At 41.9% G+C, this 14,471-nt stretch carries 10 protein-coding genes; 6 read left to right on the top strand and 4 right to left on the bottom strand.

Annotated features, from left to right (window positions below; translation table 11 throughout):
• Nucleotides 1-16 precede the first annotated feature (16 nt).
• Entirely contained in the window at nt 17-535 is a 519-nt protein-coding gene (locus tag L870_RS0102895; protein ID WP_028516856.1) for a cysteine hydrolase family protein, read from the bottom strand.
• A 441-nt stretch (nt 536-976) separates the two neighbouring features.
• Here L870_RS0102895 and L870_RS0102890 point away from each other — a divergent pair, with 441 nt between their 5' ends.
• From L870_RS0102890 to L870_RS0102870, 5 genes are read left to right on the top strand one after another with little or no spacing between them, the layout of a single operon-like run.
• Nucleotides 977-1,738 (top strand): ABC transporter ATP-binding protein, encoded by a 762-nt coding sequence (locus tag L870_RS0102890; protein WP_028516855.1) that lies wholly within the window; start codon nt 977-979, stop codon nt 1,736-1,738.
• 5 nt (nt 1,739-1,743) lie between these two features.
• A complete protein-coding gene (locus L870_RS0102885) occupies nt 1,744-4,257 on the top strand; it encodes an FtsX-like permease family protein (RefSeq protein WP_028516854.1) in 2,514 nt (837 codons plus the stop codon).
• Between the two features lie 11 nt (nt 4,258-4,268).
• Nucleotides 4,269-6,191, top strand: coding sequence for a serine hydrolase domain-containing protein (locus L870_RS0102880; RefSeq protein WP_028516853.1), 1,923 nt, complete (start codon nt 4,269-4,271; stop codon nt 6,189-6,191).
• 14 nt (nt 6,192-6,205) lie between these two features.
• A complete protein-coding gene (locus L870_RS0102875; protein WP_028516852.1) occupies nt 6,206-6,955 on the top strand; it encodes a response regulator transcription factor in 750 nt (249 codons plus the stop codon).
• On the top strand, nt 6,952-8,226 hold the full coding sequence (locus L870_RS0102870) for a HAMP domain-containing sensor histidine kinase (protein ID WP_028516851.1): 1,275 nt from the start codon (nt 6,952-6,954) through the stop codon (nt 8,224-8,226). Before L870_RS0102875 ends, L870_RS0102870 begins: the two co-directional genes overlap by 4 nt.
• A gap of 43 nt (nt 8,227-8,269) precedes the next feature.
• Here L870_RS0102870 and L870_RS0102865 read toward each other — a convergent pair whose 3' ends face one another.
• A complete protein-coding gene (locus tag L870_RS0102865) occupies nt 8,270-9,778 on the bottom strand; it encodes a dockerin type I repeat-containing protein (RefSeq protein ID WP_028516850.1) in 1,509 nt (502 codons plus the stop codon).
• Nucleotides 9,779-10,147: 369 nt separating this feature from the next.
• Between L870_RS0102865 and L870_RS0102860 the strand changes: the two genes are divergently transcribed.
• Nucleotides 10,148-12,169: a dockerin type I domain-containing protein gene (locus tag L870_RS0102860; protein ID WP_028516849.1), complete on the top strand. Its 2,022-nt coding sequence runs from the start codon at nt 10,148-10,150 to the stop codon at nt 12,167-12,169.
• Nucleotides 12,170-12,275: 106 nt separating this feature from the next.
• Here L870_RS0102860 and L870_RS0102855 read toward each other — a convergent pair whose 3' ends face one another.
• Nucleotides 12,276-13,775 carry a hypothetical protein gene (locus L870_RS0102855; RefSeq protein WP_028516848.1) on the bottom strand — a complete coding sequence of 500 codons (1,500 nt, stop codon included), beginning with the start codon at nt 13,773-13,775 and terminating at the stop codon, nt 12,276-12,278.
• Nucleotides 13,772-14,350, bottom strand: coding sequence for an RNA polymerase sigma factor (locus tag L870_RS16420; protein ID WP_037270976.1), 579 nt, complete (start codon nt 14,348-14,350; stop codon nt 13,772-13,774). The genes L870_RS0102855 and L870_RS16420 overlap by 4 nt, the downstream gene beginning before the upstream one ends.
• Between the last annotated feature and the right edge of the window lie 121 nt (nt 14,351-14,471).

Here is a 14,471-nt window from a genome sequence, read left to right as displayed (position 1 = left end):
GCCGTTTATTCTATTATTACACTATCTTTGCAAATATACCTGCAAGTGAAGCGATATATGTTTTCTGAACTGTATCGGCAGGGATAGTCTCACCGTTTATAGTCAGATCCATAGTAGCGCAGGCATTTGCTACGAGAGTTACATCATAGCCGTGATCCATAGCAGCGCGGACTGTAGTATCTACGCACATATGTGTCATCATACCGCATACGATAAGCTTTTCAACACCGAGGCTGCGGAGGCAGTCGTTGAGCTCTGTACCGAGGAAGCTGTTAGGGCAGTATTTGATTATAACAGTATCGGTAGGAAGCGGCTTGACTCTTTCTGATATCTCACAGCCGTATGTCCCTTCGACAAAAAAGTCGTCATCAAGCTGATTGATATGCTTTATATATATAATGTGTCGTCCCAGTTCGCGGCTTTCTTTGATAAGGTCGATTATGTGATCCTCTGCCTCACGGGCATTGTGAAGCTCACAAGCTCCTCCTTCAAAGTAGTCGTTTTGTACATCTATGATAAGCAAAGCTTCTTTCATAATTCATATCTCCTCATATAATATTTTTAATTTAAGTATACCACATCGCGTTAGCTCTGTCAATCACTTTACCCGTTGTCATAATCACGAAAAATCTTGTTTTTTCGGTCGAAAAAATGTCATGGAGCATAGTGATGATGCAGTATAAGGCGAAAAACGGGAGCTTAATTCAACAAATAGTATAATGTGGCGTTTGAATTACGAATGGTACGATAATGACATAGGCGTTAGTATGTACAGGTAAATAAGAAGATGTCTTATTGAAAAAACAGCGCTGCTATGGTATAATCTATGTATTAAGGTCTTTGATAATAAACAATTAAGAATTTGATAAGAAATTAATAGTAGTATGATAAAGAAGTTTCCGGAAAAATGAGGTATACTAAGATCACAGAATAAATGCAGGGCACTTGGGGGCAGCTGCGGAAAAGGAGTATTTTTATGAGTACTGCTGTATTACATACAGAAAAGCTGTGCAAGACCTTCTCAAGCGGAGGTTTTCAGCAGCACGTTATCAAAAATCTTGATATTGAGATCCGCGAAAAGGATTTCACTGTGATCATGGGTTCTTCGGGCTCGGGCAAATCCACACTTCTGTACGCACTTTCGGGCATGGATAAGCCTTCTCTCGGAAAGGTATTCTTTGGAAGTGAAGACATATCGGGGCTTTCAAACGATGCGCTTGCGGTATTCCGCCGTAAAAACTGCGGTTTTGTATTCCAGAGCATATACCTTCTTGAAAATATGACGGTGTTCGACAATGTTATGACAGGAGCACTTGTGGCACAGAAGAATTCTGCGGAGCTTGTGAAAAAAGCCGAGCAGCTTCTTGAAAAGGTGGGCATAAAGAAAGAGTGCTGGAATAAGTATCCCAATCAGCTTTCGGGCGGCGAGTGTCAGCGTGTGGGCATCGTTCGTGCAGTAATAAACGATCCTAAGATACTGTTTGCAGATGAGCCTACAGGAAGTCTTAATTCCGCTTCGAGCCGTGATGTGCTGGATATTTTCACAGAGCTTCACAATAAGGGGCAGAGCATCGTCATGGTAACACATGATGTAAAAACTGCTCTCCGCGGAAACAGAGTCATCTTCTTATCTGACGGTACGATAAGCGGCGAGTATGAAATGCCGAAATACGGTACTGACGATATCAAAAAGCGCCGTGACGGCTTGCAGGATTTCCTTGACAGAATGGGATGGTGACGGCAATGGGAAAGATCGTTAGACTGTCATGGGCAAATATCAAAAAGCATAAGCTTGAGACCATAGCACTTGTTATACTTATATCGCTGTGTATGCTTCTTATGAGTTCATCTCTTGAGGGAATAAACGGTTTAAAGACAATATTTCCGAATATGATGAAAAATACCGAGAGCTATGAGAACTATATGCTCATTACGGAAAGCTCATATGACAAGGAATATGAAAATATACTCAGCTCGGACGAGCGTGTGGAGAAATGTGCTGTATCTGAGCTTCTGTACAGCATGAGTACGAATTATCTTGACGCAAATGACAAGGAACAGGCTTTGTATATGGCGTTCATTACCGAGGATAATGATGAGAAGTTTGAAAAATTAAAGATCGAAACTACCCTTAGCGATGCTGAGATCGCAGATATCGCTCATCCGATATATATGCCGTATGATGCTGAGGCAAGTCTGAACTGTAAAGTCGGGGATAAATTCGATATGGTATACGGTACGAGAAGATTCTCGTTTACCGTTGCAGGCTTTTACGACACTGTCCTTTTCGACTCAACAGGCGGCGGACTGAAAATGATAGTTTCCGATGAGGATTATCATGTGCTTGAAAGTGTTCTTACAAAGTACGCCCTGTTTGCATATAATGACGGTCAGGGAAAAGGCGGCATAAAGCTTTTTAATGAAATGCTCGACGCTTTTGAGGATTATTCAAATCTTGATGTCCAGAGCGGCTGCATTGGAATAGTCTATGATGGCATCAAGAGCGGCGTTGAAGCTACTGTGGATATTCTTATGAAGATAATGATAGCTATGGCTGTTATCATAATAATATCCGTTGTTATTATGATACGCTTTAGAATAGCAGGAGATATCAAGGATCAGATCGTATCAATAGGTGTTCTTGAAGCTCTTGGATATACCTCAAGGAATATCACATTTTCATATGTAATAGAGTATCTTATTATTTCTGTTGTGGGAATACTTATAGGTACAGGCGGCTGTTTCGTTATTTCACCTGTTCTGTTCCGTGTCGGCGAGATAATGTCGGGACATCATATGTACGGCAGCGTCAAGGCATTACCTATACTGATCCCTGCCGCAGGCATACTGCTCTTTGTTTTCTTGATAGCTTATGTAAGAGCAAACATGGTAAAGAAGTATCCTCCTGTACGTGCTTTGCGCAAGGGCTTGAAGGATCACCGCTTCGGCAAGGAGCGTTTCCCGCTCAGAGACACTAAGAACAACGTTCATCTTCGCCTTGCCATGAAGGGCTTTGTGAAGAATTTCAAGCAGAATATCGGACTTACAGTATGTATAACTATTTCTTCTATCGCTATCGTGTTCAGTTTTATCATGTTCAATTTCTTCAGCGGCGGCATGAATGCAATTGCTATGAGCGCAGGCATGGAGATGAGCAACCTGCGTGTTGAGCTTATGAACTCGGCAGACGCTTATGAGTTTGCAGCTGAGATCGAACAGATGCCCGAGGTGAGAAAGGCTACTCCCACATCGGGAATAAGTAAAATGTTAAAGCTTGTGGAATGCAACGAGTTCATGTTCCCTATGGCGTTCAGAGACTTTAAGGATACGGAAAATATATTTCCTGTGCAGGGACGTTTCCCCGAGCATGACAACGAGCTTATGATAACAAATTTGTGTGCAAGGATAGAAAATATAAACGTGGGAGACAGTGTTACACTGGATTATCTCAACGTTAAAAGGAAGTATATAGTAACAGGTATCGTTACCTGTCTTACCAACGGCGGTATAAACATTTATCTTACAGAGGACGGTATGAAGAGAATCATTCCTACATATTCTCCTGATACTGTTGAGGTCTATCTGAAGGACGGCGTCAATGCAGAAGAATTCAGATACATGCTTACTAAGGAATACGGCAGAAGCATCTCGGACATTTCTGATGATGACAACTCATCGGGTTCGTATGAGGAGAGGATAAAGGCAGAGGCAGAAAGACAGATAGCAGATATTATGGCAAGCTGCGGCGCAACTCACATAGAGTATGCCATTCAGTCAGGTGATACGGTCATCAAGGGCAACAGCAGCGGATTTGTGATAAATTCGATAATGAATATAGGCGATATCATGGATACTCAGCTTTCTGCACTGGCGAAGGCTATATCTATCGTAACCACACTGTTTATGATACTCTCTGCCGTTGTTGTAATGATAATAATCTTTATACTTATGGAATCAAGCATAAGGAGACAGCGCAAGGAATTCGGAATAATGAAGGGTATGGGATATACCTCAAAGGAACTTATGCTCCAGCTGGCATTCAGGATAATGCCTGCGGCACTTTTCTCGGTTGTTATCGGAACCTTTGTCGGTGTTGCAGCTGTCAGCATCATAACGGGCTTTGTGGGTAAAATTTCCATAAATATGCCTGCTGTTATAGCTATGGATATCGTATTTCTTCTTTTCTGCTTTGGCTGTGCATATATCGGCGCAAGAAAGATCAAGAAGATATCGGTTTACGAGCTTATGACGGAATAAGGAGGATATGTATGAAAAAGAACAGAATAGCTGCACTTGCGGCTGCGGTGATGGTTGCCGCATCTGCGGCAGCAGTACCTGTAAGTGCTGAACGTGATATAGTTGATAATAAAACCTATGACAGCCATGATACACTTTCGTGTGTCGGCTCTGTCAGCAAAACCTTTGCGGCAGCTGCTGTTATGCAGCTTGCCGATCAGGGCAAGGTAGATATAGACAAGCCAATTACAGAGTATCTTCCTGATTTCAGAATGGCTGATCCGAGATATAAGGACATAACGGTACGTATGCTTATGAACCATACTTCGGGTCTGATGGGAACTACAGCGGGAGATTTCATGCTCTTTGATGACAGAGATACAGCTCCCCATGATACTATGCTTCAGGAGCTGAGCACACAGAGACTTAAAGCTGATCCGGGGGACTTCGGGGCTTACTGCAATGACGGATTTGAGCTTGTTGAGCTTATAGTGGAGCAGGTCGGCGGTATGTCGTTTACAGATTATATTGAAAAGAATATCTGCAAGCCTCTCGGTATGCAGCAGACGGGTACGGCATGGAATGTTTTCCGCACCGATGAGCAGGTAAAGACCTTCTGGAACGGAGATGTGCTTCTGGCTGCGGATTATTGCATGGATCTCGGTTCGGGAGGCATACATTCCACGGCATCAGAGCTTTGCACCTTCGGAAGTGCTTTCTTTACAGGCGATGAGCGTCTTATCTCTGATAAGTCAAAGAAAGAAATGAACAAGACCGCAGTTGAGGATAAATATGAGGACGGATTTGGTCTGGGCTGGGATCAGGTGGAGTATGCCGATTACGATGCAGCAGGAGTAAAGGTCGTAAGCAAGGGCGGAGACACCATGAATCAGCATGCAGGACTGGTCGTAGCTCCTGATGAAAAGATAAGCGTAGCCGTACTGTCATCAGGGGGAAGCAGTATGTACAATGAGCTTATGGCAATGGCGCTTATGGATATAGCTCTTTCGGAAAAAGGAATAAATGTACAGCATGGTTCAGCTGAAAAGAAGCAGACCCTTGACACTGTTCCCGAGAAATATCTTGCTTATGAGGATATCTATATAACAAGTGAAGCTGTCTATAAGGTCACATTCCCTGACAGAAAATATATGGAGATAGCCTGCATAAGTAGCGATAAGGAAAAGGTACAGGATTATATGTATACCTCCGATGATGATTTCGTTCTCATGGACGGAAATATTTCTTCGGGCAGGGCTGTACAGTCAAAGCAGCAGGAAGTTCTGACCTTCAGGAACCGAAAGGGTATTGATTATATCTGCTGTGATAATTATTTTGAGGTCGGCAGTAAAAATAAGCTTTCCATGTCATCATATAAAATGCAGAGAGCAGAAGCAAATCCTGTCAGCGATTCTGTGCAGGCGGCATGGGATGCAAGAAACGGAAAGAAATACTATTTTTACAACGGAAAATATTCAAATACCTACTATTCGGAAATGCCTTGTGTATCTGTAAAGACTGTTCCCGAGGCAAAGGGATACACTTCTTTAGGCAAGATCATCGACAGCGATAATCTCAGATCTGCACTTGTTATGCCGGGAGGAAGAGATCTGCAGGATATAACTGTAAAGAATGAAAACGGATATGAGATCCTGGATATAACCAACTGCGCTGTAGAGTTTATTTCCGAGGACGCTATCCCCGAGCTTGACAGCAGCGTAACAGAAATAAATCTCAGCACTAAAAAGGCAAAATGGTTCCGTATAGGGGCTGCCGAAAACAAGACACTTATGCTCGATATACCTGAAAATGCAGCGGTATATGTATACGATCAGTACGACCGTATGACCTATTCGAGCTATATGCCGAATTACGGCAATGCAGTGCCTGTGCCTGCAAACGGAAAGATCGTTTTCCTCGGTGAGGACGGAGGCATTATAAATATCACACAGTAAAAAGGAGTAATTATATGAAATATCAGTGTCTGATGATCGACGATGATGTGACTATCGCAGAAACTACTGCGGAGTATTTCAATATTTTTGATATAAGCACAGCATATGTTACAAGCTTTGATGATGCGGTGAAGTTCATTGACGAAAACCAGGTGTCACTTCTGCTGCTGGATATCAATCTTGGTGAAAAATCGGGATTTGAGCTTTGCAAAAAGATCAGGGCACAGTATGATATGCCTATTCTGTTCATAAGCGCGAGAACAAGTGACGATGATGTTCTGACTGCGCTGAACATAGGCGGCGACGATTACATAAAAAAGCCTTATACCCTGAATATACTTCTTGCCAAGGTAAAGGCGATACTTAAACGATATGAAAAAGCGGCGGAGGCAGCAGTTGCTGTCTCCGCAAAAGCCGTTTCGGGGGATAGCCGTTTGCAGTGCAGGGAAGTATTTATAGCGGACGGACTTGTACTGGATACGGGCAGGCATAAGCTGAATAAAAACGGCAGCGAGGTAAACCTTAAAGCTATGGAGTATAAGATGCTGGTTTATCTTCTCGAAAACCGCGGCCGTGTGGTCACTAAGGACGAATTCCTGAAAAACGTATGGGGAGATGAATTCATAGGCGAGGGAACACTTGCGGTGCATATACGTCATCTGCGCGAGAAGATAGAAACAGACCCGAATTCTCCCGATATCATCAAGACTGTCTGGGGCGTTGGGTATATTATCGAGGACGGAGAGGCAGGACAGGAAGCATGAAGTTTTATACAAGGCTCCTGCTGACCATCGCAGCTATAATAGTATGCGGTATAGCTCTGTTTATGAGCATCACTTTTTCGTACAGGAGCAAGAGTACAGATACATTGCAGGTGAATGATCTTACACAGACTGTAAAGGAAAACTGGGACGATATAGCCTCGTTTGACCCAAGTGAATTCAGCGATGAAATGATAATATTCAACAGTGATGATTTTGTTGTATATTCCAAGGTCGGGATCGAACTGAAAAATGTCAACTCCATCGAGGAAGCTGTCAATAAAGGCTGTCTTTGTATGTCTGTGGCAGACGGCAGCCGCCTTATGGGAACCATAATCATACCCGACCCGGATAAACTAAGGTTTGATATGGTAAAGCAGAAGCTTATAGGAGCAGCTATGATAATGGCTCTGCTTTTTATTCTTGCAGGAGTGCTTTACGGCAGCTATGTGCGCAGGAATATTATTGACCCATTCAAAAGAATGGAAAAATTCGCTGTGAATGTAGCCTCGGGAAGTCTTGATGAGCCGATAATGCTGGAAAAGAACAATCTTTTCGGAGCATTCACGGAAAGCTTTGATATCATGCGCGAGGAGCTGAAACGTTCCAGACAGATCGAAGCTGAATTGAAGCAGAAGGAAAAAGAGATGATAGCATCGCTCAGCCATGATCTCAAAACTCCAATAACAGGAATAAAGCTTATTTGCGAGCTGCTTTCGGTAAAGGTGAAGGACGGATATGTTCTGAAAAAAGTCGGCAGTATCCATCAGAAGTCGGAACAGATAAACATTCTTGTAAGTGACCTTCTTGCATCAGTGCTGGACGATCTTGGAGAAATGAATGTGAGCTGCTGTGATGAGAGCTCGGAGATACTGCATGAGATCATTGCCGAGCATGACAGCCGCGGACTTGCGAATGAAGGTGAGATACCGCAGTGTCTTATACAGGTGGACAGACCAAGACTTTCACAGGTCGTCGGCAATATCGTAAGCAACTCATATAAATATGCAGGTACAGCTATAGATATAAGCTACAGCATAAATGACAGCTGCCTTGAAATGTCCATAAGAGATCACGGCGAAGGTGTTCCTGCCGATGAGCTTGATATGATAACAAGCAAATTCTACCGCGGAAAGAAAAATTCAGTCGGTAAGGACGGCAGCGGACTTGGATTGTATATTGCAAGGGAACTCATGGATAAAATGAACGGCGAGCTTATATGCTCATGTCCCAGCGACGGTTTCTGCGTTACCCTGATGATACCGCTTTCATAAAAATATGAACAAGCCCCGAGGCAATGCCTCGGGGCTGAATTTCTTATGGTAAGGTTTTTATTTTGCCGAGAACAAAGGATTGCAGGAGAACAAGGTCTGCAACATCGAATTTACCGTTTTTGTTCAGATCCATATGTGCATCTGCTGCGGTGTTTTCGTCATTGAGCTGTGATATGATAGCATATCTTGCCGAAACGAGGTCCATTGAGTCAACCTGTTTGTCGTTGTTGAAGTCGCCTGCAATGATATCGGGAATACTGTTTTCAAAGAAACTGATATCATTTTTCGTAACATCAACACTGCCGAGAGCACCGCAGTTGTGGAAAGCAAGCTCTATGAGAGAGATCTTGTTCACGGCAGAAAACTCAGGTATATGGTTCATGTGCTCATAAACGTCTATGCAGCTTTCATATGAGTCTGCATCGTCTGTGTCCTTGCGTACAGCAAGATAGCATATATCATCATATGAGCTTACATCGCCGTAGAAATGGTATTTACCTTTGTATAAGTCATATTCATGTCCGTTTTGAGTATAGGACGTTATAAGCTCTGATGATTTGAATTGCAGAGAATTGCCGACACCGTATGATGCTTCGTAGCTTTTGAAAAACTCGTCAATATCCATGCCCGAGATCTTTTCGGCTATCCTGAATTCAGTATGTGTATTAGTATCAGCAGATGAAAGATATAACGTGTATACCATTCCGTACTTTCCGTCCATACTGTCGTTGATATGATGATCAATGGATATATCATTCTTTTCACTGAGCTCATAAACAGAGATTCTTCCAAGATTGAGTTCCACGTAAGAGTCTACGTAGTTCGCAGTATTGAAGAGTATATTTTTATTCGCATTTATTGTGAAGCAGCCGTCGGGACGGGCGAGCATTTCATTGCCTGATATAAGGTAATAATCAGGAGAATAGAAATCGTATTTGCCTATGATGATATAGCTGCTTTTTCTCATGGATATATCCGAATATATTTTTGCAGGAGCAGCTGTATCACTAAGTTTTAGTGCGCTGACATCACAGCTGCACTTGTATTCATTCTGATCAAAGGTAACATTGGTAAGCTTGCCTGTTTTTAGTCCGAAGTTCTGTGCAGCTTCAATAAGCTCATAAAGAGGCATGAAGCTGCCTTCATTGGGGTCTGTTCCTTCACGGTATACATGGTAGAAAATATAATCGTTGTAATCGGTCTCGAGGTTTTTGATCTGCTCGGGATAATACATCGGCTTTTGCCTGCAAACATGGTATATCTCGCTGCCGATCTCAATTGTTCCTGCGTAATTGGCAAAGGAATTGCTTTTTATATCGCTCTCGGCGATATTTTTGAATTCAAGGGTACTGTCCGGGGACTCCATGATTATTTTGGCATAGGTATATCCGTCTGTTGTCTCTACAATAGTGCCGTAATCAAAAACATCGTTGTTGAGCTTGTTGACAAGGTCTGAGATAAGCGAAGCTGAAGTACACATTGCAGCCGATGACGCACACGAAAAAGTTATGAGTGATGCACCGAGTACAGCTAATGCTTTTTTGAGATTCATAATAGGTCCCCCTTTGTATTTTTTATTGTGTGATTTTTTTATCGGCGTTCATAAATAAACCGCCATAATACTGTATAAATTGTACACTGTTTTGGTTGAAAAGTCAAGTGGATTATTGCTGTTTATCGGCATTTCTGTCTATTAATGCGAACATTGTGTTTACAGGCGCGGCATTGCCTGAAATTATTGACACACACGGTTATTTGTGATATTATAAAAACAGATTCCTTTCAATTAAAGAATTCGATAAGATCGGTAAAAATGAGTGTTTTTTGATCATTGTTTTTTATTTGAGGTATATATTTGTATGTATAAGTTCTTCTAAAAATCATGCCTGTTAAACGGCGAACAGAAGGGAAGTAGTATAAGATGAAAAATAGTAATCACAAGGCTTCAAGGATAATTTCAGGCTGTATTGCAGCGCTGCTTACTGTGGGCAGCAGTATGATGTCAGCTACTGACAGCGTGGCTGATGCAGCGGTCACTGACGGCATCAAGCCTGTAAAGATAACCTCGTCAACGTTTCCTGATGCCAATTTCAGATCATATATTTCAAGTGCTTTTGATAAGGACAAAGACGGTACTTTAGATGCCGATGAGATACTGGTAGCAAGAAATATCTGGTGCAACAAAATGAATATCAAGTCATTGAAGGGTATTGAGTATCTTACGGAGCTGCGCGGACTCTACTGCATGGATAACCAGATATCAACAATGGATCTCAGCAAAAATCAGGAGATCACAGGTGTGTGGTGTTCGGGCAATCTGTTTACTTCACTTGATTTCTCAACTAATCCAACGCTTGAATGGGTGTACTGCTTTGACTGTCATATAACTTCGCTGAACGTAGCTCAGAATCCTAAAATGTCATATATTGAATGCAATTCTAACCCGCTGAAGGAGCTTGATGTATCTCATAACCCTGTGCTTGAGCATCTGATGTGCGGCGACTGCGGACTTACATCTCTTGATCTCAGTCATAATCCGAATATGCAGCACCTTGATGCTTTCAGGAATAAATTCACGACACTTGACGTTACCTGCTGTCCTAAGATGAAAAGACTGAATGTCTGGGATAACCATGAGCTGGGAAGCATTGATGTCAGCAAGTGTCCGGGATTGCAGTATTATAACTGCTCAAATAACGGGGCAACAAGTGTTGATGTTAGCCATAACCCAGAGCTCAACAAGCTGAGCTGTGCGTATAATGAGCTTGAAGAGATAGATATTTCTCACAATCCAAAGCTTGCTTACCTTGATTGTATGCAAAATCATCTGAAAGGCATTGATCTGTCGCATAATCCGAATCTGCGCTTTTTGCAGGCGTTTATAAATGATTTTACCGAGCTTGATATCGGCTATAATCCTTTCCTTATAAAGACCTATAACGAAGGCGAAATAGAGGATATCTGGGATTATGGCAAATTCCACGCATGGACGATAGACTACGGCGGAGATACCTCCACTGGCGGAGATAATATATTCTCACTGAGCTTAGATAATAAGGTTAATCTGCATACAGAACTTAAAACAGCTTTTCCTACAGAAAATGATAACGATGATAATATAACAGATACAAAGGAGCTTATTACCCGTGAGGCTGCTGTTCAGACGCTGTACGAAATGGCAGGCAAGCCGAGCGTGAGCGGACTGAAGTCAAGATTTACAGATGTAGAGCACGGGGCATGGTATGAGGATGCACTGCTCTGGGGCGAGAAAAATGCTCTCTGTCTTGGTTATCCTTATGTTCTTTCCGATACCTTCGGCGTCGGCAAATGGGTAACAAGAGAGGATATAGCGCTCATGATGATGAGATTTTCTGAATATATGGGCTATGAGCGTTCTATCGACTTCGGAAGAAGCGATGACTTCATGGACTATTATGAAGTGGACTTCGATCACTGGGAGGCTGTATGCTGGGCTTGTACATGGCATATCATCGAAGGAAAGGGTGAGGAAGGAGCTCCAAAGGAGGAGCGTATTATAGACCCTCACGGCAAGGCAACACGTACTGAATTTACAGAGATGATAAACCAGATGCTGGAAGTAAATAAAAAGTCAATGGAATTCCATATTCCTGAAAATCCCGAGACTCCCGTAACACCTGTGGAACCTGCTATACAGACGGATTATTCACTTGGTGACGTTGATAACAGCAAACGAGTAGATTCTGTTGACGCTTCTATAGTTCTCAGAAATTATGCTCAGACATCGACAAATCAGAAGAGCAGTTTCAACGAAAAGCAGGAAGCTGCTGCTGATGTCAATAAAGACGGCATAGTTGATTCAGTTGATGCTTCAAAGATACTTGCATACTATGCTTATGCTTCGACTGAGAAACAGAATGTTATCTCAATGGAAGAATTCATGCAGAAGGAAGCAAATAAATAAAAAACAGTTGATTATGTGGAGCCCCCCCTTTTCTGAAGAAAGGGGGGCTATTTTAAATTATTATAAACGTCTGTAGGAGTATATCATTCAATAATGAGATAAATGTTTACTCGTTATTATAACATTCACTAAAATAGACGTACTCTACTCTAATAGAATCTGAGAATATTATATCACCACAGTCATATGTTTTGTTTTTGAAGTCGATATCGATATCGAACAAGTCTATATATTCCTGTTTGTCCTTAGGACGGCAGCGTACATGGATGTGGCATGGTGCATCATCGTTCTTACCGTACCCAACAGTGAATGCTAATCGAGTATTGTCAGGATCATCAGAATATGTATCATTTACATCAGTTTCGACCAGCACAGTTCCATCGCAGTATGTATCCGTATGCTCTACAATATACTGAGTGCCGCTCTTAAGTATGCCATTATTCAGGAAATATGACTTGTCGATATAAACACTCGCAAAGTCATCACAGTGAGGCTCAGCCTTTCTTCTCTCCAGTCTCTGACGTTCTTCCTCCTGCATTTCTTTTTCTCTTTCTATAAATGCAGCAGTCTTTTCTTTATATAATGTAAATTCTGTCAGGTCAAAATAAGAAAATTCTATAGCGTCATATTTTGCTTTGATTGAATTATATTCTTCCGCGGATATAACGTCATTATTACGATAATATATGAATCTATTGGTTGGGTCAGGGTCATCGCGGTGCTTTTCATAATACTCCCAGTCATAAGTTGTCCATAATTTTACTGTATCAATAGAATAATCATCGCCCATTGTCACATAGTAATTTACTGTACCGCCTTCCCTGTTTACAAGTTTTATACATTTTCTGTCACTGCTTATTCCAAAATCATTTGTAAAACTATAAGAATTAGCGTTAAATCCTTCTTCATTTATATCATATACGAATTCAGAGCCGTTATATCTGTATATATTAAGTACAGGATATGCATTCTGATATACTACTAAAAGCTCAGGTACATTGTCAGCATTCAGATCTTCATATCCATACCTGACATCAAAAGCAAACTGATCTTCACGGTCTATTTTGTCAAGCACCTTTTCACGCGCTGCTTCAATATCGCTCTGCGGCACAGGAGAAGTTATATTGAAATCCTTTGCTACATATGTTGTTACGGTGTTATATTCGGTTACGGTCTCTGTTGCTGTAGTCGTTGCTGTACCTGTTCCTTTGTGTGTTACAGTCGTACCTGTGTTGGTCACATTCGGGTCGGCATTTGTTGTGATATTCTCGTCAGGCAGCACAGGGCGTTCAGGCTTTTTATGCAGCAATAATGCAGTCGTTCCGATAAGCACTGCCGCAGCGGCAAGGCTTGCTGAAGCAGTAACTATGCGCTTTATCCTTGAACGTTTGTAGGTCTCTGCATCGCCTGATACGGTATATCCGTCATTATCTGTATTTCCTTCTGCGTTGATTCCTTTTGCCTTGTTGAATTTTTCCCTGCTCATTTTCAGCATTCTGTCTTTTGCGTTTTGTGTCAGTATGGGAGAATCTGCTCCCATTTCCTTTATTTTGTTTTCATTTGCGTTTTCAAGCACTTCAAATCCTATCTTTCTGTTATCGCTCATAATCTACCCTCCTTCAGATCAAAGCCTTCAGCCGAAAGCAGTTCCTTCAGCTTTTTCAGAGCGCGGCTGCACTTTACACGGACAGTAGCAGCAGGCATCGACAGCTTCTTGCCTATCTCACCGGATTTCATATTGTAATAATACTTGTGTATCATAATGGAAGAATCAGGTTCGCCAAGTGATTTGATACATTTTATCATTACATTTTGCAGCTCTGTCTGCTCGGCAGTTTCAGCAACGGCATCATCTGACGGCAGCTGTGTATCCATCTCCTCGATGTAAGATTTTTGTCTGCTTTTAGCCGTAAGTGAACGGAACATATTGATCGCTTTATTTGCAGCGATCTTTCCTATGTAGCCTTTTAAGTCACCGTTTATGTTCTGCTTGCTGTCATAGCAGAGAAAGACGGCAGAAAAAACATCGCTGACGCATTCCTCTATATCCTCAGCACTTCCACAGCTCCTTAGCTTATTGAAAACGATGGAATATACATAGTTGATATATTCTTCAAAGAGCGTGTTCTGCGCCTCGGCAGGTGATTTTTCAAATAGTCTGCGGTATTCATTATCAGTCATAGTATTCCCCCTTTTTTATTTTTCGGAGATGTTTTATCGTTTTCATTATACTTACTCGGAGACCAAATGTAAAGTGTTTCATGGATATAAAATTTTTTTGGAAAGATTTCGGGCACAGATT

This window comes from Ruminococcus flavefaciens ATCC 19208 (assembly GCF_000518765.1).
Classification (GTDB): Bacteria; Bacillota; Clostridia; order Oscillospirales; family Ruminococcaceae; genus Ruminococcus; species Ruminococcus flavefaciens.
Note: the sequence above shows the minus strand (reverse complement) of the source record. Positions and strands in the feature narration are given on the sequence as shown.